Genomic DNA, 21,586 nt, shown 5'->3' with positions numbered 1-21,586 from the left:
TACGTACGCCGGTCGGCGTGCCTCCGACACAGGTGTGACTGTTGTGACTAGCGTGGCATGTGCACCACCGAGCGCGCCGCGGGGTAGGGGGAGGTGACGGGGATGCCGAGCTCGCTGATCGTCGTGGGACTGGTCGTGGCCTGGTTGGTCGTCCTCGTCCCGATGGTCGCGCGCAAGCGCGCCGACGCGTCGCGCGGCAGCATGGAGGAGGAGTACGACGCCATGCCCGAGGCAGACACGGACTTCGACGAGTACGACGACTACGACGAGGTCGACGCCGACTTCGTCGAGCACCGACCGTTCCGCCCGGGTCGCGGGGGCTACGACCCGGAGACGGCGGCGATCGTGGCGCAGGCCAAGTACGCCTTCCGCCGCCGCGTCGTCGGCACGCTGCTGCTGCTAGCCCTGGTCACGGGCGTCGTGGCGGGCGTGCTCTACCCGCTCGTCTGGTGGGGCCACGCCGCCGTCGACGTGACGCTGGTCTCCTACCTCGGCTACCTGCGCCGCCAGGTGCGGATCGAGGAGGAGATCCGCGCCCGCCGCCTGGCCAGGCACTCCCAGTCGCGCCGCCGCACCACCGCGCGGCAGGCCCCGGACGCCCAGCCGCACGCCGCCGCCACGCCGTCGGCCGAGGCCGAGCCGTCCCGTGACCAGCCGGGTCTGCCCCCGCAACCGAGGTTCCAGCACCAGCCCCGCCCCGGCACGGTCGTGGTGGACCTGGACGACGAGGACCCGCTGTTCGTCGAGCTGGACGGCCCCGAGGCCCTCCCGTACCGACGGGCTTCGGGCGAGTAGAGGGGGGTGGCAAAACCACCCCCCGACTACTGATATGCTTCCTCCCGCACGACAACAGAACACGGGGCTGTAGCGCAGTTGGTAGCGCGACTCGTTCGCATCGAGTAGGTCAGGGGTTCGATTCCCCTCAGCTCCACAAAAGACACAGCACACGAAGAGCGGGAACCGGTTCGCCGGTTCCCGCTCTTCTGCGTTGTGGCGGCGGAACGGCGCGGTGCGCTACGGCTGCGTTCCCGGTTCTGCCGGGGCGAAGTGGTCGATGTCGTCCAAGGCGTCCCCGGCCGTGCCGCCCATGGCGGGGTCGGTCAGCAGGGCGCGCAAGGTGGGCACCACGGTGCTCCTGGTGATCTTGCCGTGGATGCGTGCCAGGTGGCCGAGGCAGGTCGCGGCCAGCAGGCGCAGCCGGATGTCGTACTGCGGCGACAGGTGTTCGAGCAGGATCGGTTCCACCCAGTCGCCGTCGGGGTCGTCGTAGGTCAACTCCAGCAGAGCCGGGTTCGCCAGTTGCGGGTCGCCCGAGCCGATGGCGGTGAGCATCTCGGCACGCCAGGGCTCGTCGACGTCGACCGACGGGTTCATCTCGGAGTTCACGGGGGAGATTCTGCGCTCGCGGTTCGCTCATCGGCGAGTGCTATCCGGTTCACCGGTCTTGATCCGGCCCTTTGGTCCGTGGACGCCGGCCGGTCGTCCGGGGCTCAGCCTTCCGCGCCGGACGTCGAGGCGGGTTCCGCCGCGGGTGCGGCTTGGCCCAGGGGCTTGGCGTGGCGGAGCAGGACGAGCGTTGCCACGGTCAGGGCCGACAGGATCACGGTGCTGATGGTCGCGGCGAGCGTCACGCCACCGGTGAACGCCTCGCGAGCCTGGGCCAACAGGCCGGCGGCGGCGTCGGAGGGCAATCCCCCGGCCGCGGTCAGGGCGCCTGGCAGGGTGTCGCGGGCGTCGGTGACGGGCGAGGCGGCCATGTCGCTCCGGTAGGCCGCGACCGCCACCGTGCCGAAACCGGCGATGCCCAGCGCGGTGCCCAACTCGGTCCCCGTCTGCACCAACGAGGAAGCCGAACCGGCCCCCTCCGCGGGCGCCGTGCCGACGACCAGGTCGGTGCCCAACGACCCGCTGGACCCGATGCCGAACTGCACCATCACCGACCCGGCCACCAGGAGCGCGACACCGGTGGTCGTGCTCATCTGCGTCAGCACGGCGAAACCGGCGGTGGCGATCGCCAGACCGACCGCCATCACGTACCCGGGCCGCAGCCGGCGCGCGGCGATCGGCGACAACAGCGACGCCGTCACCAGCCCGATCGCCGGCACCACCAGCCAGAACCCGGCCCGCACGGCCGAGAACCCGAGCACCTGCTGCAGGTACTGGCTGGCCAGCAGCATCGAACCGGAGATGTTCGCCGACGCCAGCAGCATGATCGCGATCCCGCCCGCGAACGTGCGGTTGCCGAACAGCCTCAGGTCCAGCAACGGGTTGGGCAGCTTGTGCTGCCGCACCACGAACACCGCCCCGAAGCCGAGCCCGACCAGCAGCGCGACCGCGTGCACCGGCGTGACGCCGTCCCGGGCGAAACCCTTGAGCCCGTACACCACGGGCAGGATCGCGGCCAGCGACAGCACCACGCTCGGCAGGTCGATCCGCCCGGCCCGGGGGTTGCGGAACTCCGGCAGCGTCAGCGGGCCGAGCACCAGCAGGGCGACCATGACCGGCACGCCGACCAGGAACACCGCGCCCCACCAGAACGCGTCGAGCACCAGCCCGCCGATCACCGGGCCGACCGCGATGCCCGCCATGAAGCAGCTGATCCAGACGCCGATCGCGAGGCTGCGCTGCTTGGGGTTGGCGAACATGACCACCACCAGCGCCAACGTGTTCGGCAGCATGATCGCGCCGGACACGCCGAGCAGCGCACGGGCCGCGATGAGCATGCCGGGGCTGCCGGAGTAGGCGGTCAGGACCGACGCCAGCCCGAACAGCGCGCCGCCGACGAGCAGCAGCTTCTTGCGGCCGACCCGGTCGCCGAGGGTGCCCATGGTGACGAGGAAACCGGCGATCATGAACGGGTAGATGTCGCCGATCCACAGCAGTTCGGCGCTGTCGGGCCGCAGGTCGGCGCTCAGCTCCGGCAGCGCCAGGAACAGGACGCTGACGTCGAGCGAGAGCAGGACCGGCACCAGCGCCAGGACGGCGAAGCCCAGCCAGTCGCGTCCACCGGCGCGCGGTTCCGCGCCCACGTCACACCTTCCCCATCGACCGGATCACGCCGTGCGCCCGCGCCGCGCCGCTTCCTCCAGCCTCGCGACGAGGTCGTGCGGGCTGGGCATCGCCATCAGTTCCGAGTAGACCCGCTCGACGCCGTCGCGGACGTCCGACTCCTCGAGCACCATCTTGAGCCGCGTCGTGGCCTCTTCCGGGGCGTCGTGCACGTCCACGGTGAAACCCGCGCCGCGGTCGGGCACGTAGCGCGCGGCGTTCTTGGAGATCATGGTCCGGGCGGCGGCGGACCACTCGTCGCCGAACGCGGGGATCAGGTGCTGCGCGTGGGAGTCGATGATCAGCTGCGGCACCTTGAAGGTCGCCGCCGCGCCGAACGTCCCGATGGCGCCGTGGTGGATGATCGCGTCGCACGTGGGCAGCAGCACGTTCAGCGGCAGGTAGTCGATCAGGCGCACGTTGTCCGGCACCGCCCGCACGCCCGCCAGCTGGGTCGCGTTGAGCGTCGCCACGACTTCGACGTCCAGCCGGCCGACCACCTCCAGCACGTTCGCCACCGGGTCCCAGCCGTCCTCCACGATGACCAGCCGGCGGGACTGGCCGAGGGACAGCGCGACCCGCGGCCGGGAACGCTCGGCGTCCAGCCAGTCCGGGACGGTGGTGGTGCCGGTGAACGGCACCCAGCGCATCGGCATCGTCGTCGTGGCGTCCGGCAGGCGCATCGCGGTGGGCATCGCGTCCACGGTGAACTGCCCGAGCAGCAGCTCCTCGTCCACCTCCAGGCCGTGCCGCTCGGCGGCCGGGCGCACGGTCTCCGTGAACGGGTCCCAGCCACCGGGCGAGCGCTCCATCGCGCGCACCGCGAACGGGTAGTAGTCCTGGGTCCACATGAGCCGGGCGTGCGCGACACCGTTCACCCTGGCCGCGATGGAGCCGGCGATGGCCGTCGGGTCCCACAGGATCATGTCCGGCCGCCACACGCGGGTGTACTCGACGAGGTCGTCGACCTCCGGGTGCGGGTCGGACGCCGACGCGCCGAAGGGGTGGAAGTCCCACATCGGCGGCAGCATGAAGTAGCGGAAGACGTCCCAGGTGGCGCGCTCGTCCTCGGACAGCCCGAGCCGGGCGGCGAGGTCGTCGAAGCGCGCCGCGAGCTCCGGTGACGCGATCTTGCCCGGTCCGGTGGGCGTGCCCGAGCCGTCGCCGAGGGGCACCGCGGTGAGGCCGCAGGCGCGGATCGCGTCGGCCAGGGAGGGCGCGGACGCGACGCGCACCTCGTGGCCCGCGCCGATGAGCGCGTTGGCCAGCGGAACGAGCGGGAACAGGTGCGAAGGCGTGGGCCATGCGGTGAACAGAAAACGCATAAAACGCCTTTCCCGACCATTCGGCGAACGGCGCGCGGGCAGCCGTCCGGGTAAACGTCCCCATATTTTCTTTTCGGCACATGCTGTCAACCGGCGCGCGCGCCCGTCCAGGGTCTTCTTCGAAAATGCGGATTTTCCGGGACGGTGTACCGGGCGCGCGCGGCGGTGTGGCACGCTGCCGGTTCGCGACCGGAGGAAGGCGTTATGCATGCGGTGGTGGTAGGCGCGCGCGGGTTCCTCGGGTCGGCGCTCGCCGCCGGGCTGGAACGGGCATCCGCGCAGGTCTCACGGGTCACCAGGGGTGAACCTGCGCTCGTGGACGACGTGCTGTCGCCGGCGCTCCGCACCGCTGAGGTGGTCTTCTACGTCGCCACCAGCGTCACACCCGGAACGGCCGAGCGCTTCCCGGAAAGGGCCGACCGCGATCTCGCCGACTTCACCCGGCTCGTCGCGGCCCTGGGCGATCTCGGCACCAATCCGACGGTCGTCCTGGCCGGCAGCGCGGACTGCTACGACCGGGCCGCGGAGCCGCCATTCACGGAGCGCACGCCGTTGCGGCCGGGCACCGCGTACAGCCGGTGCAAGCTGGAGATGGAAAAGGTGCTGCGCGCCGCGCCGGGGGTGCGCCCGGTGGTGGCGCGGCTGGCCAGCCTCTACGGGCCCGGCCACCGGACCGACCCCGGGCACGGCGTGATCGCGCACTGGCTGACCGCGGTCGCCAAGGGTGAACGCCTGCGCCAGATCGGCGACGACGACATCACCCGGGACTTCGTGTACGTGGACGACGTCGTGGACGCCCTGCTCCGCATCTCCCGGCACACCGGTGACCTGCCGTTCGCCCTCAACATCGGCTCCGGCGACCCCGTCTCCCTCGGCCGGCTGCGACGCGAGGTCGAGGACGTGACCGGGGTGCGGTCGGCGGTGGACCGGTCACCGTCGCGCGGGTTCGACCGGCGGACGATCCTGGTGGACGTCGGGCTGGCCGAGGACGTGCTGGGCTGGCGGCCGGTCACCACGTTCACCGAGGGCCTGCGCCGCACCTGGAAAGCCGTGCAGGACGGCTAGACGACCGGCACACCACGCCGTGCCCCGCGCAACAGCCTGGTCATCGGCACCTCGACGAACCGGTACACCAACCAGGCCACGAAGACGGTGACGGCGAGCTGCACCACGAGGACGACCAGCGCGCCCCACACCGGCAGGACAGGCTGGCTGATCACCCCCAGGTCGGCGAGCCAGGTCTGCACGCGGCCGCCCATGGTGTGCATGATGATCAGCACGTGCACCGCGTAGAAGGCGAACGAGACCTTCCCGAGGAACACCAGCGGCCCGCCGCGCAACGGGGACCAGGCGCGCCGCGAGTCCGCCCGCGCCGCCGCCGCGATGAGCAGCGCGAACGGGATCAGCATCCCCGCCGACCGCTGCCACAGCGGCGGCAGCTCGCGGTTGACGAAGAACGCGGCCACGCACAGGCCGATCGCCACCGGCAGCGGCGGGCCGACCCACGCGCCGCGCCGCACCAGCAGCGCGACCACGATGCCGAGCGCGAACTCCGTGACGCGCATCAACGGGAAGACGTAGGTGAACCAGTAGGTGAACTGGTCCTCGAACCCGTCCAGCGGCACCAGCACCGGCGGAGCGGGCTCGCGCAGGGTGAACACCTCGCCCACGAGCACCGGCACCGCGAACGTGGCGACCACGAACAGCGCGCCGGCGACCCGCAGGCCGCGCGCCGACAGCCGGTCCAGCACCAGCAGCAGCGCCGGGAACGACAGGTAGAAGAACGCCTCGCAGCTCAGCGACCACATCACGGGGTTGAGGCCGAAGACGAAGGCCTGGTCCGGCGTCCACGCCTGGAGCAGGAGCACGTGGCCGAGCACCACGTCCCAGCCCGGCCGGACGCCGGTGACGACCAGTTGCAGCACGACCGCGACCAGCGCCGTCACCGCGAACACGGGGTAGATCTTGGCGAAGCGCCGCCGCCAGAACTCGCGCGACGCCTGGTCGCCCGGCGTCGACCAGGTCAGCACGAACCCGCTGAGCACGAAGAAGAACGACACCCCGATGAACCCGGTGCGGCCCAGGTCGTGGACCGCCTGGTCGAACCCGCTCAGCCCGGTCGACCCCGGCGGCGTGGTCAGCGCCATCCCGGTGAAGTGGATGCCGAACACGAGCAGCGCCGCGAACCAGCGCAACCCGGTGAGCGACGGCAGGTCCTGGCGCACGTGCTCAGACGACGTGCACGCGGGGCACGTAGAGGATCCACTTGCCGCCGGACTCGCGGAACGCGCGTTCTTTCGCCATGATCTCGTCGGCGTGGTTCCAGGCGAACAGCAGCGCGTAATCCGGGTAGGACTGCGTGAACCGCTCCGGCGGGACGATCGGGATGTGCGAGCCCGGCGTCACCCGGCCCTGCTTCACCGGTGTCGTGTCCGAGATGTACGGCACGAGGTCCGGCCCGATGCCGCAGTAGTTGGTGACCGTGGCGCTCTTCGACGTGGCGCCGTACCCGACGACGGTCTTGCCCTGGGCGCGCAACTCGGTCAGGAGGGTCGTCAGCTCCGACCGGATCGACTTGATCTCGTCGCGGAACCGCGCGTACACCGGGAGCCGGTCCAGGCCGATCTCGGTCTCCCTGGCGGCCAGGTCGAGCACCGCCCGGGTGACCTGGCGCCGGCCCGCCCGCGCGATCGTGTAGCGCATCGCCCCGCCGTGCACCGGGATGCGCTCGGCGTCCACGAGCTCGAACCCGAACCTGGCCACCATCGCGCCGACCGACTTGATCGCGAACAGGTAGAAGTGCTCGTCGTAGATCTGGTCGAAGTAGTTGTGCTCGACCACGTCGCCGAGGTAGCGGTCCTCCACGACGAACACGCCGTCGTCGGCGAGCAGCGCGTCGACGCCGCGCAGGATCGAGTCCATGTAGGCGATGTGGCTGACCGTGTTGGCGGAGAAGATCACGTCCGCCGGGCCGTCCTCGGCCCGGATCGCGCGCGCCGAGGACTCCTCGAAGTAGTCGACCCGGACGCGGATGCCCTTGTCCCGGGCGACCTCGGCCGGTCCGCCGGACGGGTCGACGCCGAGGTGGCGCACGCCCGCACGGCGGACGGTGTCGAGCATGATGCCGTCGTTGCTGCCGATCTCCACGACGAACGGGTCGGGCTTGGCCAGCTCCGTCTCCAGCAGCTGCTGCGCGGTCTGCTCGAAGTGCTTGCGCATCAACGCGGACATGCACGAGCGGTACGGGTAGTCGAACCCGAACATGGACTCGCGCGGCACTTCCTCCAGCTGCTGCACCATGCCGCACGAGTGGCACAACCCGACGGCCAGGTGGAAGTACGTCTCCCGGCCGATGTGCTCCGGCAGCAGGAACGCGTTCGACACCGGCTGCGTGCCGAAATCGAGGCATTGCTCGACGGTTCCACCGCAAATCCGGCAGACCGGTCCTCCGGGATCCACTGGGGTCATCGAGATCGCCTCCGGCTGCGAGGTGGGTGGGCAACCCATGGTCGGCGGCCCGGCCGGCGGCGCGCTACTTCGACAATGCGAGGTTTCCGCATGGTCCGAAGTGGTGATTCGGTCCAGCGCGGAGGCCGTGCGGTCCCGCTCGACCCGTCGGCCGGGCCTTGTCGCGGCCGGACGGTCCGCGATCGCATCGCTGGAACCCTTGCAGGGGCCCGAAGTCGGCGGGTCACGGCCCGGCCCACCCGTCCGTCCCGCGCCGACGGCCGGTCGGTCGGGCGGACCACGTGGCCGTAGCCGCGCACGATCGGTCCTGGTGGTGGAGCGCGTCCTGGCCGATGATGACCGCCGGGCGCACGTCGCGGACGCCAACCCGCGGATCCTGCTCCTGCCCGGCGGCGAGGAGCGCACGCCGGCCGGGCCGACCGGCATCGGGCGCGGGCCGGGCCGCGGCCGGAGTCGGTCATCCGACCCGCTCGCGCACGTACCCACCCGGTTCCGTCCCGACGCACGCGAGTCGGCCGAGCAGCAGGAGCGCACGCATGACCGTCCACGAGAAGCCGACACCGGAACGGCCGGTGTCGGGTGAACGCATCCGGCTCGACTCCCTGACCGCGCTGCGCTTCGCCGCGGCGCTGCTGGTGTTCGTCCTGCACGTCTACGTCTACGTCTGGTACGCGGGCGGCGACATGGAGCAGGCGCCGTTCGGCGCGGTGGCGCTGCGCTCGGCGCTGGCCGGGGTCTCCTTCTTCTTCCTGCTCAGCGGGTTCGTGCTGACCTGGTCGGCCCGCGAGGACGACACGCCGCGGGCGTTCCTGCGCAGGCGCCTGGCCAAGATCTACCCCAACCACGCGGTCACCTGGGTGGTGGCGCTGGTGCTGCTGCTGTGGGCCGGCGAGCAGGTGGGCGCGTTACGGGCGCTGAGCACGCTGCTGCTGGTGGAGGCGTGGATCCCCCTCCCGCAGGTGCAGAGCGGGGTGAACCCGGTCTCGTGGACGTTGGCCTGCGAGCTGTTCTTCTACCTCTGCTTCCCCTACCTGCACCGGCTCGTCGCCCGGATCCGGCCGGAGCGGCTGTGGTACTGGGCGGTCGGCTGCCTCGCGGCGATCGCCCTGGTGCCCCTGCTGGTCATGGCGGTCACCCCGGCGGAACCCAAGGGCGGTCCCTTCCAGACGACGCTGCTGCAGACCTGGCTCACCTACAACTTCCCGCCCGTCCGGCTCCTGGAGTTCGTCCTGGGCATCCTGCTGGCCCGGATCGTGATCACCGGCCGGTGGTACCCGAAGCGGCTCGGCCCCGCGCTGATCTCCGTCCCGCTCGGCTACGTCGTCGCCTTGCAGGTGGCGTTCCCGTACTTCGTCCACGCGATCCTCGTGGTGCCGCTGGCGATGATGGTCCTGTCCGCGGCGCACTCCGACATCACCGGCTCGCCCGGCCTGCGCCGGCGGAGCTGGATCTGGCTGGGCGACATCTCCTTCGCGTTCTACATGACCCACGTGCTGGTGATCCTGCACCTGCACGGGCTCCTGGACCCCGAGCGCGACGCGGGGGTCGCGGCGGACGTCGGGTTCACCGCGCTCTACCTGGTGATCTCGGTGCTGGTGTCCTGGCTGCTGTACCGCGCGGTCGAGCGGCCGGCCATGCGCCGGTGGGGCTCCGCGCGCGGTCGGCGGACGGCGGCGCGGTGAGTCCTCGCGGAACGCGCGAACGGCCCCCGCCCGGTCTCGGGCGGGGGCCGCTTCCGCGCTCGTCACGCCGTGCTCGTTACGGCAGGGACTCGCACGCGATGCGGTCGTTGTCGCTGTCCAGCTGCGCGACGTCGCCGTAGTACGGGTAGTAGAGGTCGAACCACGCCTGGGCGTCGCGCTGGGTGGCGAAGTCCGAGCAGTCCTTGCTGTTGCCGGGGTTCCCGGGCGCGCGGACCTCCGGCGCCGGGCTGCCCGCGCCGACCCACTCGGCGTAGCTCACGGGCCGGTGGAACGCGGGGCCCTGGTAGTAGATCGTCGGGGCGGTGCCGTACTTGTAGAAGTGGTCGTTCGCGACGCGGCGCACGACCTGCGGCGTCGGGAAGTCCTCCGCCCGCCACTCCTCGTAGCCGATCGAGTAGCCGGCGCCGGTGGCCAGGTTGGACATCCGCATGATGTTCGGCGCCCAGGACAGCTTCTGGAAGCCCTCGTTGGACCGCGGGTCGAAGGCGCGGAAGCCGGAGGCGGACCACTCGCCGTAGGTGAGCTTGTGGTTCACCCCGTCCTCGCCCTCGACGAAGAGCTCGTTGGACGTGCCCCACTGGTAGTAGTAGCTGCCCGCGATCCAGCCCGCGTTGCGCGGCGCGGGGCTGCCCGACGCCCGCCACTGGGACTCGGTGAGCCGGTCCCAGTCCCACGTCGACTGGGGGTCGCCCCAGAAGGTGACCGCGTAGACGGTGGGGGACCACGCGTACTTCACGTAGTCCGTCGGCGAGGCGGCGGGCTGCGGGAAGCCGGCGGCGGCCCACTCGTCGTAGGTGATGGCGCGGGCGTTGCCGCCGACGACGCGCCACACCGTCGGGTCGAAGGGCTGCTTGTAGTAGCCGTCGGCGACCGCCGCGCTCGCGGGCGCCGCCACGGCGACGGCCAGTCCCAGCCCGACAGCGGCGCCGACCAGCGCCGCCGCCACCCGTGTGATCTTGTTCAAGTGATCCGCCTTCCGTCCACCCCGAACCTGTCTGCGGTGGGACATTCGGTGTGCGCCGCCAGTTGTTACGCAACGCAGTCGAAAGCGGGCTCAATTAGCTCGATCGGACTAAGAATTGCGGCAATCGTGAGGATTCGTCATCACTTTCCGTGGGAATCTCGCTCGATGTCGTCCTCCTGCAAGGCCGTCACGTGGCGATGAGGCCTCGACGCGACCTCGCGCCCGCTCGGTGTCGATCACTCACTAGGCTGTGGCCGGTGCGCTTTGTGGCGGATCTCCACATCCACTCCAAGTACTCCCGGGCCTGCAGCCGTGACTGCGACCTCGAACACCTGACCTGGTGGGCCCGCCGCAAGGGGATCTCGCTGGTCGGCACGGGCGACTTCACCCACCCCGCCTGGTACGACCACCTGACGTCGAGCCTGGTCGAGGCGTCGCCGGGGCTGTACCGGCTGCGCGACGACCTCGACCGCGACATCGACCGCAGGCTGCCGCCGTCGTTGGCCGCCGCGCCGGTGCGGTTCATGCTCTCGGTGGAGATCTCCACCATCTACAAGCGCGGCGACCGCACCCGCAAGGTGCACCACCTGGTCTACCTGCCCGACCTGTCGTCGGCGGCGCGGTTCAACGCCCGGCTGGCCAAGATCGGCAACCTCGGGTCCGACGGGCGGCCGATCCTCGGGCTCGACTCGCGCGACCTGCTGGAGATCACGCTGGAGTGCGGCGGCTACCTCGTGCCCGCGCACGTGTGGACGCCGTGGTTCGCGGTGCTCGGGTCCAAGTCCGGGTTCGACGCGATCCAGGACTGCTACGTCGACCTCGCGTCGCACGTCTTCGCGGTGGAGACCGGCCTGTCGTCCGACCCGGAGATGAACTGGCGGGTGTCGAGCCTGGACCGCTACCGGCTGGTCAGCAACTCCGACGCGCACTCGCCGCCGGCGCTGGGGCGTGAGGCGACCGTGTTCGACACCGAGCTGGACTACTACTCGGTGCGGTCGGCGCTGGAGACCGGAGACGGGTTCGCCGGGTCGTTGGAGTTCTTCCCGGAGGAGGGCAAGTACCACGTCGACGGGCACCGCAAGTGCGGCGTGCGGATGGAGCCCGAGGAGACGCTGGCGCACCGGGGGATCTGCCCGGAGTGCGGCAAGCCGTTGACGGTCGGGGTGCTCAGCCGGGTGGCGGAGCTGGCCGACCGGCCGCACGGCCACCGGCCCGCCGGCGCGGCCGGGTTCACCAGCCTGGTGCCGTTGCCGGAGATCATGAGCGAGATCGTCGGGACGGGGCCGAAGAGCAAGAAGGTGGTCGCGGAGATCGACAAGCTGACCGCGGCGCTCGGGCCGGAGCTGGTGATCCTCCAGGACGTGCCGGTGGACGACATCGCCGTGCACTCGCCGTTGCTGGCCGAGGCGGTGACGCGGCTGCGGCGCGGTGAGGTGGTGCGCGACTCGGGGTACGACGGCGAGTACGGCGTGATCCGGGTGTTCGAGCCGGGGGAGCTCGAGCGGCGGCGTTCGGCGTTCGCCCTGTTCGACTACGCCGCTCCCGAGTCGTCCACTGTGGAGCGTGCTCGGCCGGCGCCCGTGGCTGCGCCTGTCGTCGAGCCCGCGCCCGTTCGGGAGTCGGGTGGTTCGTCGTTGCTGGACGGTCTGGACCCGGAGCAGCGGGCGGCGGCCGAGGTGGACGGCGGGCCGTTGCTGATCATCGCCGGGCCGGGCACGGGCAAGACGCGGACGTTGACGCACCGGATCGCGGACCTGGTGACGTCACGGGGCGTGCCGGCGTCGGAGTGCCTGGCGATCACGTTCACGCGGCGTGCGGCGGAGGAGATGGCGGAACGGCTGGCCCTGTTGGCGCCGGATGCCGTCGGCGAGTTGACGATCGCGACCTTCCACTCGCTCGGGGTGCTGATCCTGCGCGAGCACGGCGCGTACTTCGGGTTGTCGGCGTCGTTCGGGGTGGCGGATCCGGATCGGCAGCTGGCGGTGGCGTTGTCCGTCGTCGCGGAGGAGAAGGCGGCACGGGCGCTGATCGTCGCCGGGGACGCGCGGTACAAGAAGGCGTTGCGGGCGCAGGACCTGGTGGACTTCGACGACCTGATCACGTTGCCGCTGGCGTTGTTGGAGGAGTCGCCCGCGCTGGTCGCCGGCTACCGGGCGCGGTGGCGGTGGGTGTCGGTGGACGAGTACCAGGACGTGGACGAGCAGCAGTACCGGCTGTTGCGGCTGCTCGCGCCGCCGGACGGCAACCTGACCGCGATCGGCGACCCGGACCAGGCGATCTACCGGTTCCGCGGCGCGGACGTCGGGTTCTTCCTGCGGTTCCGGGAGGACTTCCCCGCGGCGCGGACCGTGCAGCTGACCAGGAACTACCGGTCGTCGTCGGCGGTCGTGACGGGCGCGTTGGAGGTGATCTCGCCGTCGTCGCTGGTGCCGGGGCGGGAGCTGCGGCCCATGGTGGACCACGGCGACGCGCCGATCGGCGTGCACCACGCGTCGTCGGAGGCGGCCGAGGCGGGGTTCGTGGCGCGGACCATCGAGCAGGTGCTGGGCGGCGCGTCGTTCCACGCGTTCGACAGCGGGCGGGTGGTGGGCGACGGGACGCAGGGGCTCGGATTCTCGGACTTCGCCGTGCTGTACCGGACGGATCGGCAGGCGCGGGCGCTCGTGGAGGCGTTGACGCAGTCCGGTCTGCCGTTCCAGAAGCGCTCGCACGACCGGTTGGCGGACCGGCCCGGGGTGGCGCGGATCGCCCACGACCTGAAGTTCGCGGCCGGCTCCACCGTGCTGGAGCGCGTGCGTGCCGTCGCGGGTGACGACCACACTGCGTACGAGCTGCTGAAACCTCTGGCCCTTGAGTGCGGGGCCGACTTCGAGCGCTTCCACACGGCGCTCGCGCTGGGGGTGGAGGTGGACACGTGGGATCCGCGGGCCGACCGGATCTCGCTGCTCACGCTGCACGCGTCGAAGGGCTTGGAGTTCCCGGTGGTGTTCATCGTCGGGTGCGAGGACGGGTTGCTGCCGTTGCGCTGGCCGGGGTCGGACGACGTGGAGGCGGTGGACGAGGAGCGTCGGCTGCTGTTCGTCGGGATGACCCGGGCGCAGCGGCACCTGTTCCTGAGCCACGCGGCGGGGCGACCCCGGTCTCCGTTCCTGGCGGCGCTGAAGGCTTACGACCAGCTCGGCGACACCCAGCCGCGGCGGAAGCGGAAGGGCACCCAGCTCAGCCTGCTGTGAGCGCTCCGGCCGGAAACTGTCGGACCCCGGGGCTACGGTCGCGGCATGGCGCACACCATTGGGCTGGCCCTCGACTGCCACCACCCGAGCGAGCTGGCGGCGTTCTGGAAACTGGCCCTGGGCTACGACGACGAACCCCCGCCCCCGCCGTTCCGGACGAGGGAGGAGTGGGCGGCGCAGTTCGCCGATCCGGAGGATGATCAGGAGGACGGCGCCTGGCTGCACGACCCGGCCGGTGTCGGTCCGAGGCTGTTCCTGCAGCAGGTGCGGGAGCCGAAGACCCAGAAGATCCGGCTGCACTTGGACGTGCGGGTGAGTTCGGAGGTGGCGGAGGAGGAGCGTTGGTCGGCGATCACGGCCATGGTGGGGCAGCTGGTGGCGGCCGGCGGCAGCGTGGTGAAGGAGCATCCGAACCACCACGTCGTCATGGCCGACCCTGAGGGCAACGAGTTCTGCGTCTGCTAACCCGTCACACCTTCGAGTGATCATCGCCCAAAACTGTACGAAAACACCGTCCCCGCACCTCGGTTAGAACGAGAGGCCGACCCCCGAACCACCCCAGCCCTCCACCCACCCATCACCCAACCCCACCGCCCGCCACCCAACCCACCGCCCGCCACCCAACCCACCGCCCGCCACCCAACCCACCGCCGCCTGCCGATCCCGCCGCCGTCCGGCACGACCGCCGTGCGGCACGACCGCCGTGCGGCACGACCGCCGTGCGGCACGACCGCCGTGCGGCACGACCGCCGTGCGGCACGACCGCCGTGCGGCACGACCGCCGTGCGGCACGACCACCGTCCGGCACGACCACCGTCCGGCACGACCACCGTCCGGCACGACCACCGCCCGGCACGACCACCGCCCGCCGATCCCGCCACGACCGCCGCCACCCGCCACGACCATCACCACCCGCCGATTCCGCCAGCCCCGCAGCCCTTTGCCCACCCCGCCCTGGCCGACCCGCAGCCGTCGCCCGCCCGCCCGCCTGGCCAGCGCCGCGCATCCACCGGTCCTGCCATCCGGTCGCGCGATTGCCCGGCGCCGCGCCGCCGCCTTTCCGCCGCCTTCCGCTGGGCCCGGTGTCCCGCTGGGTCCCGGCGAGGCACGATGGCGCCGCCTTCTCTGCCGTGGGGCGCCTTTCCGTCGGCCGCTTGGGGCCGCTCCTACCGCTCGCCGCCGTTGTGCTGCTCGCCGACTTCCGTCACGTCCCGTGGGCTCGCCGCCGTGTGCTGCTCGGCGCGTGCCGTCGCGTCCGTGGGCTCGCCGCCGCGGCGCCGCGTACTTGGCTGGGCTGTCGCGTGATCGCCGAGCTTCAGCGCCGGTCGGTGGTGCTTGCGGCTGCCGCGTTTGCGGCGGTTGATTGGCGTTGGCCGGGGTTGAACTGTGCGCGCTGGCGGGGGTGCTCGCGGTGGGTGGCAAACGTTTGCGGGCGGTGCGGTGCGGCGGTAGCGGTGCGGTGCGGCGGTAGTGGGGCGGTGAAGGTGGGGTGGGGTTGTTGGGCGGTGGGAGGTGTGTGGGTTGTGAGTGGTGGGTGTGAGGTTGATGGCCGGTGAGGTGCGGAAATGAGGGGGTGGAGATCGGGATTGGACTGGACCATAACGTGGCGTTATGACTTGACTGGCATATCCGCCCGGCGGTTTGGCCGGCTAGCGTCGGGTTCAACGGCCCCGCATCCCGTGTCACCACCCCTGCAAGGAGACAAGCGGATGACTCGACGTAGCGTCGCCGCGGTCGCCGTGGCGGTCTTGAGCGCTGCCGGATTGGCAGCTGCGCTGGCCACCACCGCGAACGCGGGTCCACCACCGCAACAACTCGCCGTCGACGGAGGCATGGTCGCGGCCATGGCGCGCGACCTCCACCTGACCCCCGACCAGGCCCGTGCCCGCATCGAACGCGAAGCGGTCGCGGCGCGGACCGAGAGCACGCTCAAGGCACGGCTCGGCCCGGGCTTCGCGGGGGCCTGGCTCGACGCCGACGCCACCCGACTCGTCGTCGGCGTCACGGCCGCGTCCCAGATCCAGACCGTCGAGGCGGAAGGTGCGCGGGCCACGGTGGTGCCGCGGTCACTCGCCCAGCTCGACGCCCTGAAGGACAAGCTCGACCGGAACGCGCGCAGCGCACCCCGGTCCGTGCCCGGCTGGTACGTCGACGCACCCACGAACACCGTGGTCGTCCTCGCCCGCGACACCGCCGCCGCGAAAGCCTTCGCGCACGCCAGCGGTCTGGCCGAGACCGACGTCCGGATCGAACGGTCCACTGAGGAGCCGCGCCCGCTGATCGACGTGATCGGCGGCAACGCCTACTACATCGGCAGCGGCTCCCGCTGTTCGGTCGGGTTCGCGGTCAACGGTGGCTTCGTCACCGCCGGGCACTGCGGCCGCACGGGCGCGACCACGACCCAGCCCAGCGGCACGTTCGCCGGCTCCAGCTTCCCCGGCAACGACTACGCCTGGGTCCGCACGGCCGCCGGCAACACCGGCCGCCCCCTGGTCAACCGCTACCCCGGCACGGTGCCGGTCGCCGGTTCCACCGAAGCGCCGGTCGGCGCCTCCGTCTGCCGCTCCGGCTCCACCACGGGCTGGCGCTGCGGCACCATCCAGCAGAAGAACGCCTCCGTGACCTACCCCGAAGGCACGATCACCGGCCTCACCCGCACGAACGCCTGCGCCGAACCCGGCGACTCCGGCGGCTCGTGGCTGACCGGTGACCAGGCGCAGGGCGTCACCTCCGGTGGCTCCGGGAACTGCACGTCCGGCGGGACGATCTACTTCCAGCCGGTCAACGAGATCCTCCAGGTCTACGGCCTCCAGTTGATCGTCAGTGGCGGCACGCCAACCAGCACCACCTCGCCGACCACGACGACCACCACGGACCCCGGTCAGACCACCTGGCAGCCAGGCGTCGCGTACACGACCGGCTCCCTCGTGACGTACGACGGCGTCGGGTACAGGTGCTTGCAGGGGCACACGTCCCAACCAGGCTGGGATCCGCCGACGGTGCCCGCCTTGTGGGAGCGCGCGTGAGCTAGCGGCAAGCGCACGCGCGGGGCCCGGCTCGCACCCTGTGGGCCGGGCCCCTTCCCGCCGAGGTCACGTCACAAGTGGGCGCCTCCTGTCGCATCGAGCCACGCTCCCGTCATCCACCGCGAGTTCTCCGATGCCACAAACGAGACCACGTCGGCTATATCCTCCGCGTAACCGATTCGCCCCAACGCCGAGCGCGCCGCCATCGCCGCCTCCGCCGCCGGGTTCCCGCGCAGCCAGGACGCGTTCGCGTCGGTGTCGACCACCCCCGGCGCCACGGTGTTCACGGTGATCCCGCGCGGCCCCAGGTGGTGGGCCAGCGTCCGCGTGAACGTGTCCAGCGCCCCCTTCGTCATCGAGTACGCGATGCCGACCGGCATGGCGATGCGCGTCGCCCCGGACGAGATGTTCACGATCCGCCCACCGTCCCGCAGCAGCGGCAGTGCGCGCTGCACCAGGAAGAACGGCGCCCGCACGTTCACCGCGAACACCGCGTCGAACGCCTCGGGTGTCACGTCCTCGATCGGCGCCGGCAACCCGATCCCGGCGTTGTTCACCAGCACGTCCAACGGCGGCAGCGCCGCCACCAAGACGTCGAGCTCCGCGGGCAACGACGCCCGCACCGCGAACGCCCCACCGCCGGCCTGCTCCACCACCGCCCGCGCCGCGTCGTCGTCCCGCGCGTAGTGCACGACCACCCGCATCCCGTCCGCCGCCAACCGCAACGCGATCGCCCGCCCGATCCCACGACTCGCCCCGGTCACCAAAGCCGTCTTCACCAGCACTCCAATCTGTAACGACCACTACACAACGCCGAACTGTAGCGGACGTTATAAAATGAGCGCCGTGGTGGGGCGCAAACGCGGGTTCGACCGGGACGACGTGCTGGACCAGGTCACGCGCGCCTTCTGGCGCGACGGCTACCAGGCGACCTCCGTCGCCGACCTCACCGCGACCACCGGCGTCAACCCGCCGAGCCTCTACGCCGCGTTCGGCGACAAGCAGGCCCTCTTCGCCGAAGCCGTCGCGCGCTACCAGCAGACCTACGGCGCGTTCACCGCGCGCGCCCTCGACGAGGAGCCCACCGCACGTCATGCCGTCGAACGGATCCTGACCGAGGCCGCGATCGAGTACACGACCCCGGACCGGCCCAAGGGCTGCCTGATCCTCAGTGCACCCGAGCTGACCGGCCCGCGTGACCAGGCGAGACAGGCGGTCGAGGCCAAGATCCGGCACGACGTCGCGACCGGCGTGCTCCCCTCGGGCACCGACGCGCACCGCCTCGCCGTGTTCGTCGCCGCCACCGTCCGGGGCATGTCGTCGCTCGCCCGGGACGGCGCCACGCGGGCTGAACTGCACGATGTTGCCCGGACGGCGCTGTCGGTGTGGCCCGCACCCGTACCCTGAGAGGCGACGAGAAGGGGTGGTGCGGGTCGTGGAGCTGGCCGAGTCGCTGCTGGCGTGGCTGCACGGCTGGTCAGGTGTGCCCCTCTGCCCCGGCGACTGGGCGTGGACCGTCACCGCGTTGGGCGCCCTGATCGGCGTGCTGCCGACCGTCGCCGCGCTGCTGTCGATCACCGTCCGCCGCGTGGTCGGCAACTCCTACGGGCCGTTCACCGGCGCGATCTTCGCCGTGCTCGGCGTGGTCAGCACGCTGGTGCTGCCGTGGATGGCGTTCTCGGCCACCTACAAGCTGCTGCGCACCCGCGCGCTGCCGGGCACGGAGTCGCTGGACGGGTCGCCGTGCATGGTGACCACCCAGTACGACTACCTGATCGGCACCGACCCGATCATCACCGCGATCACCGGCCGGTCCGGGGTGCCGGACGTGGTCTTCGCCGGTGCGACGGCGCTGCTCGCCCTGCTCTGCCTGCTGTTCGTGATGCTCCAGGCGGGCTCGGCGTTCCGGCTCGGCCCGAACTGGCCGCGCCGGGTGTTCTGGCCGCCGTTCCTGGTCCTGCTGCTGTCCACGTCCGCGCTGCCGGTCACGCTGGTGGGCCACCTGCTGCTCGGGTTCTTCCCGATCGCGGTGTTGGGCTCCCTCGTCGTGCGGGTTTTCGGGTTGACTACCGCCATGCTGAACCGCCCCGGTCGCGATCGCGGGAACCCGAGCCCGCAACCCGCGGTGTCGAGAACGCCACCGCCGTCGTCCCAGCAGCCGCACCAGTCGTCGTCCGCGTCCCAGCAGCCGCGGCAGTCGTCGTCGCAGCCGCCGCGCCAGCCGCACCAGCCGCCGCCCTACAAGGTGGAGAAGCCGCCGCCCTACCAGCCCGCGCAGATCCCGCCGTACCAGCCGGTCCCGCCCTACCGGCCGACACCGCCGGCACGGCACTACCCGCCGACGCGGGTCGCCGACGTGCCCGTGGAGGCGCCGAGGCCGACCAAGCCGGAGCAGCCCGCGCCGTTGGCCGACACGCCCGGTCCGCTGCCGTTCGGCCCCGGCGGCGGCAGCAGCGCGCCGGTGCCGACGCCGACGCCCGACTCCGGCAAGGTGTGGAACCCGGCGGGCGGCCGGTTCCGGCGGATCCGCCAGCTCGGCCGCGGCGGGTTCGGCACGGTGTGGCTGGCCGTGGACGAGCAGTTGGCGCGCACGGTCGCGGTGAAGCTCGCGCACGCGCCCGACAACGACACCGAGCAGCGGATGCTGCGCGAAGCGCGCGCTCTGGCCGCCGTGCGGCACCCGAACTGCGTGCGCGTGTTCGACATCGTGCAGGACCCGGACGGCCTCGCGATCGTCATGGAGTACATCGACGGCCAGCCGCTGTCGGACGTCGTGCGCGACAGCGGTCTGCTCGCCGACACGCTCGCCGCCCGGCTCTGGGTGAACATGGCGGACGCGCTGGCCGCCGCGCACGAGCAGGGCGTGCTGCACCGGGACGTGAAGCCGTCCAACGTCATCGTGGACACCCAGGGCACCGCGCACCTGATCGACTTCGGCATCGCCAGGTCGAAGGGCGACAGCACGCTCACCGCCACCGGGATGATGGTCGGCACGCCCGACTTCCTGGCGCCGGAGACCGCCCGCGGCGAGGCGGCCAGCCCGGCGTCGGACGCCTGGCAGCTGGCCGCGACGGTCAGCTACGCGCTCACCGGCCACCCGCCGCGCGGGTCGAGGGAGAACCCGATCTCCTCGCTGATGGCCGCCGCGCAGGGCGAGCCGTGCGTGAAGCTGCCGCAGCACAGCGCCCACGCCCGGCTGCTCACCAGCGCGCTGGACGCCGACCCGGCCAGGCGGCCGGCGCTGGGCGCGATCCGCACCGAGCTGAGCGCGTGGCTCTCGCAGGCGGGGTTGAGCAAGGAAGGACCGGTCACGAGGATGATCGACCGGCCGGAACCGCCGCCGCGACCCGTGCGCTGACCAGGGCCGCGACCCCGATCACCAGCGGCACGGCCAGGAGCGCGCCCGAGAAGACCAGCACCAGCGCGGTGCAGCCGAGGGCGAACGCGGCCGCGCGGCTGCGGAGGAGTGCGACGGCGGCGGCCAGTCCCGCCGCCGTCACCGCCGCGAGCGCGGTCGACGCGACGCGCATCAACGTGTCCAGCTCGACGTGCAGGCGCAGCGTCACGGCGGTGAGCACCGCGCACAGCACCAGCAAGCCGGTCAGGCCGTGCCGCCCGCCCAGGCGCGCGCCGCCCGCCAGGTAGGTGTTGATCGCGCCGAACGTGAGCAGGGTCGCGGCCACCGCCGTGACCAGCCGGGCGGACGGCCCGAACACGCGTTCCAGCAGGTCGGCGAGCGGGACGTCGCTCGCCGTGCCCGCCGTCGTGACCGCCAGCCCCAGGTACAGGACGGTGACGACGGCGAGCGTCCGCCGGGTCGCCCGACGCGGGTCGCCGAACTCGTCGGCGAGGTTGCCCGCCGCCTCCCAGCCGGAGAACGCGAAGAACAGCACCACGGCGGCGTGCCCGACGGCGAGCCACCCGTGCGGCGCGAAGGGCTCGAAGTCCTCGCGCGACACGGCCGGCACGTTGCCCGCGACGGCCACGGCCAGCAGCACCGCCAGCAGCCCGACCAGCAGGACCTGCGCGCCCGCCGACACCCGCAGCCCCGCGTAGTTGGCGGCGAACGCCGCGGCCAGCAGCACGACCCCGATCACCGCGGGGTCGCCGCCGCCGAGCGCGTGGGCGACGTAGCGGCCGCCGACCAGCGCGCCGCCGAGCACCCCGAACGGCACGCCGACCAGGCAGAACCACCACGCGACCGGCTGCGCGGCCCGTTCGCCGAACGCCGTGCGCACGAACCCGACCACGCCGCCCCGGTGGAGTTCACCCAGCCGGGCGAACGACACCGCGATCGGGACGCTCAACGCCAGCAGCGCCGCCCACGCCAGGACGGAGGCGGGCCCGGCGGCCTCGGTGGCCAGGGCGGGCAGCACCAGCACGCCGGGGCCGAGCACCGCGCCCACGTACATCGCGGTGAGCCTCATGCCATCAACGGGAGCTTGCGGGTCAGCCGGGTGACCTCGGCGCGCGGGCCGTAGAGGGCGACCGCGACGAAGTCCGGGTCCTCGGTGCGGGCGAGGGCTTCCAGGTACTCGGGGTAGGCGCGGGAGCGGCGGGCGACCTCGGTGAAGCCGATCTTCAGCACGCCGTCGGCGCGGTGCAGGGCCTTGAGGTGGTCGGCGGACGTGGTCAGCACCGGCACCGGGTGGGTGTTGAGGCCGAGGTGCAGGGCGCCGCCGGCGTCCTCGGCGTCGTCGCCGAGCAGGTCGGGCAGGCGGGCGCCGAGGGTGAGGCCGAGGACGACGGCGGCGTTCGCGGCGAGGTTGGGCGGCAGGTCGTCACGCAGGATCAGGGCGAGTTTGGTGGGCAGCACGTC

Annotated in this window: 19 protein-coding genes and 1 tRNA gene; 10 read left to right on the top strand and 10 right to left on the bottom strand. The window is 72.0% G+C overall.

What is annotated here, in order from left to right; genetic code table 11:
* Nucleotides 1-102: 102 nt before the first annotated feature.
* Together sepX and AB0I91_RS21270 are read left to right on the top strand one after the other, a co-directional pair.
* Nucleotides 103-795, top strand: coding sequence for a divisome protein SepX/GlpR (sepX, locus tag AB0I91_RS21275; protein ID WP_498781318.1), 693 nt, complete (start codon nucleotides 103-105; stop codon nucleotides 793-795).
* Between the two features lie 63 nt (nucleotides 796-858).
* Nucleotides 859-931, top strand: a tRNA-Ala gene (locus AB0I91_RS21270).
* An 83-nt stretch (nucleotides 932-1,014) separates the two neighbouring features.
* Here AB0I91_RS21270 and AB0I91_RS21265 read toward each other — a convergent pair.
* The 3 genes from AB0I91_RS21265 to AB0I91_RS21255 form a co-directional block, all read right to left on the bottom strand.
* The gene (locus AB0I91_RS21265) at nucleotides 1,015-1,386 is read right to left on the bottom strand and encodes a hypothetical protein (protein WP_498781319.1); all 372 of its coding nucleotides are present in this window, start codon (nucleotides 1,384-1,386) and stop codon (nucleotides 1,015-1,017) included.
* A gap of 104 nt (nucleotides 1,387-1,490) precedes the next feature.
* Complete coding sequence (locus tag AB0I91_RS21260) at nucleotides 1,491-3,029, bottom strand: MFS transporter (protein ID WP_499638339.1); 1,539 nt, start codon at nucleotides 3,027-3,029, stop codon at nucleotides 1,491-1,493.
* Nucleotides 3,030-3,053: 24 nt separating this feature from the next.
* On the bottom strand, nucleotides 3,054-4,373 hold the full coding sequence (locus AB0I91_RS21255; RefSeq protein ID WP_499638336.1) for a nucleotide disphospho-sugar-binding domain-containing protein: 1,320 nt from the start codon (nucleotides 4,371-4,373) through the stop codon (nucleotides 3,054-3,056).
* 204 nt (nucleotides 4,374-4,577) lie between these two features.
* Here AB0I91_RS21255 and AB0I91_RS21250 point away from each other — a divergent pair, with 204 nt between their 5' ends.
* The gene (locus AB0I91_RS21250) at nucleotides 4,578-5,438 is read left to right on the top strand and encodes an NAD-dependent epimerase/dehydratase family protein (protein ID WP_498781323.1); all 861 of its coding nucleotides are present in this window, start codon (nucleotides 4,578-4,580) and stop codon (nucleotides 5,436-5,438) included.
* Here the strand turns inward: AB0I91_RS21250 and AB0I91_RS21245 are convergent.
* Both AB0I91_RS21245 and AB0I91_RS21240 read right to left on the bottom strand, forming a co-directional pair.
* Nucleotides 5,435-6,598, bottom strand: a complete 1,164-nt coding sequence (locus tag AB0I91_RS21245) for an acyltransferase family protein (RefSeq protein WP_499638333.1) — start codon at nucleotides 6,596-6,598, stop codon at nucleotides 5,435-5,437. The two genes, AB0I91_RS21250 and AB0I91_RS21245, sit on opposite strands and share 4 nt — an antisense overlap.
* A gap of 4 nt (nucleotides 6,599-6,602) precedes the next feature.
* Nucleotides 6,603-7,841 carry a methyltransferase domain-containing protein gene (locus tag AB0I91_RS21240; protein WP_499638330.1) on the bottom strand — a complete coding sequence of 413 codons (1,239 nt, stop codon included), beginning with the start codon at nucleotides 7,839-7,841 and terminating at the stop codon, nucleotides 6,603-6,605.
* 310 nt (nucleotides 7,842-8,151) lie between these two features.
* On the opposite strand from AB0I91_RS21240, the gene AB0I91_RS21235 reads away from it, so the two are divergent.
* Complete coding sequence (locus tag AB0I91_RS21235) at nucleotides 8,152-8,424, top strand: hypothetical protein (RefSeq protein WP_498781328.1); 273 nt, start codon at nucleotides 8,152-8,154, stop codon at nucleotides 8,422-8,424.
* Nucleotides 8,378-9,523: an acyltransferase family protein gene (locus tag AB0I91_RS21230; protein ID WP_499638327.1), complete on the top strand. Its 1,146-nt coding sequence runs from the start codon at nucleotides 8,378-8,380 to the stop codon at nucleotides 9,521-9,523. Before AB0I91_RS21235 ends, AB0I91_RS21230 begins: the two co-directional genes overlap by 47 nt.
* Before the next feature lie 76 nt (nucleotides 9,524-9,599).
* On the opposite strand, the gene AB0I91_RS21225 is transcribed toward AB0I91_RS21230, so the two are convergent.
* On the bottom strand, nucleotides 9,600-10,508 hold the full coding sequence (locus AB0I91_RS21225) for a hypothetical protein (protein ID WP_498783337.1): 909 nt from the start codon (nucleotides 10,506-10,508) through the stop codon (nucleotides 9,600-9,602).
* 257 nt (nucleotides 10,509-10,765) lie between these two features.
* Between AB0I91_RS21225 and AB0I91_RS21220 the strand changes: the two genes are divergently transcribed.
* Entirely contained in the window at nucleotides 10,766-13,741 is a 2,976-nt protein-coding gene (locus AB0I91_RS21220; RefSeq protein WP_499638324.1) for a UvrD-helicase domain-containing protein, read from the top strand.
* A 45-nt stretch (nucleotides 13,742-13,786) separates the two neighbouring features.
* The gene (locus tag AB0I91_RS21215) at nucleotides 13,787-14,206 is read left to right on the top strand and encodes a VOC family protein (RefSeq protein WP_499638321.1); all 420 of its coding nucleotides are present in this window, start codon (nucleotides 13,787-13,789) and stop codon (nucleotides 14,204-14,206) included.
* 63 nt (nucleotides 14,207-14,269) lie between these two features.
* On the opposite strand, the gene AB0I91_RS21210 is transcribed toward AB0I91_RS21215, so the two are convergent.
* The gene (locus AB0I91_RS21210; protein ID WP_499638318.1) at nucleotides 14,270-14,653 is read right to left on the bottom strand and encodes a hypothetical protein; all 384 of its coding nucleotides are present in this window, start codon (nucleotides 14,651-14,653) and stop codon (nucleotides 14,270-14,272) included.
* Between the two features lie 797 nt (nucleotides 14,654-15,450).
* Between AB0I91_RS21210 and AB0I91_RS21205 the strand changes: the two genes are divergently transcribed.
* Nucleotides 15,451-16,767, top strand: a complete 1,317-nt coding sequence (locus AB0I91_RS21205; protein WP_499638315.1) for an alpha-lytic protease prodomain-containing protein — start codon at nucleotides 15,451-15,453, stop codon at nucleotides 16,765-16,767.
* A 71-nt stretch (nucleotides 16,768-16,838) separates the two neighbouring features.
* On the opposite strand, the gene AB0I91_RS21200 is transcribed toward AB0I91_RS21205, so the two are convergent.
* On the bottom strand, nucleotides 16,839-17,546 hold the full coding sequence (locus AB0I91_RS21200) for an SDR family oxidoreductase (RefSeq protein ID WP_499638312.1): 708 nt from the start codon (nucleotides 17,544-17,546) through the stop codon (nucleotides 16,839-16,841).
* A 58-nt stretch (nucleotides 17,547-17,604) separates the two neighbouring features.
* On the opposite strand from AB0I91_RS21200, the gene AB0I91_RS21195 reads away from it, so the two are divergent.
* A complete protein-coding gene (locus AB0I91_RS21195) occupies nucleotides 17,605-18,174 on the top strand; it encodes a TetR/AcrR family transcriptional regulator (RefSeq protein ID WP_499609925.1) in 570 nt (189 codons plus the stop codon).
* 16 nt (nucleotides 18,175-18,190) lie between these two features.
* Nucleotides 18,191-20,125, top strand: coding sequence for a serine/threonine-protein kinase (locus AB0I91_RS21190; RefSeq protein WP_499638309.1), 1,935 nt, complete (start codon nucleotides 18,191-18,193; stop codon nucleotides 20,123-20,125).
* On the opposite strand, the gene AB0I91_RS21185 is transcribed toward AB0I91_RS21190, so the two are convergent.
* Nucleotides 20,076-21,194, bottom strand: a complete 1,119-nt coding sequence (locus AB0I91_RS21185) for an APC family permease (protein ID WP_499638307.1) — start codon at nucleotides 21,192-21,194, stop codon at nucleotides 20,076-20,078. The genes AB0I91_RS21190 and AB0I91_RS21185 overlap by 50 nt on opposite strands.
* The gene (locus AB0I91_RS21180; RefSeq protein ID WP_499609936.1) at nucleotides 21,191-21,583 is read right to left on the bottom strand and encodes a DUF2000 domain-containing protein; all 393 of its coding nucleotides are present in this window, start codon (nucleotides 21,581-21,583) and stop codon (nucleotides 21,191-21,193) included. Before AB0I91_RS21180 ends, AB0I91_RS21185 begins: the two co-directional genes overlap by 4 nt.
* Between the last annotated feature and the right edge of the window lie 3 nt (nucleotides 21,584-21,586).

It is taken from the genome of Actinosynnema sp. NPDC049800, from assembly GCF_040656635.1.
In the GTDB taxonomy this organism is placed as follows: Bacteria; Actinomycetota; Actinomycetes; order Mycobacteriales; family Pseudonocardiaceae; genus Actinosynnema.
The sequence above is the reverse complement of the archived record's forward strand: the minus strand, read 5'-3'. Positions and strand labels throughout refer to the sequence as shown.

Bases quoted from the DNA above. Each gene is read 5' to 3' on its own strand.
- AB0I91_RS21185 (WP_499638307.1), bottom strand. From the start codon at position 21,194: ATGAGGCTCACCGCGATGTACGTGGGCGCGGTGCTCGGCCCCGGCGTG.
- AB0I91_RS21195 (WP_499609925.1), top strand. From the start codon at position 17,605: ATGAGCGCCGTGGTGGGGCGCAAACGCGGGTTCGACCGGGACGACGTG.
- AB0I91_RS21215 (WP_499638321.1), top strand. From the start codon at position 13,787: ATGGCGCACACCATTGGGCTGGCCCTCGACTGCCACCACCCGAGCGAG.
- AB0I91_RS21230 (WP_499638327.1), top strand. From the start codon at position 8,378: ATGACCGTCCACGAGAAGCCGACACCGGAACGGCCGGTGTCGGGTGAA.
- sepX (WP_498781318.1), top strand. From the start codon at position 103: ATGCCGAGCTCGCTGATCGTCGTGGGACTGGTCGTGGCCTGGTTGGTC.
- AB0I91_RS21255 (WP_499638336.1), bottom strand. From the start codon at position 4,373: ATGCGTTTTCTGTTCACCGCATGGCCCACGCCTTCGCACCTGTTCCCG.
- AB0I91_RS21250 (WP_498781323.1), top strand. From the start codon at position 4,578: ATGCATGCGGTGGTGGTAGGCGCGCGCGGGTTCCTCGGGTCGGCGCTC.
- AB0I91_RS21240 (WP_499638330.1), bottom strand. From the start codon at position 7,841: ATGACCCCAGTGGATCCCGGAGGACCGGTCTGCCGGATTTGCGGTGGA.
- AB0I91_RS21205 (WP_499638315.1), top strand. From the start codon at position 15,451: ATGACTCGACGTAGCGTCGCCGCGGTCGCCGTGGCGGTCTTGAGCGCT.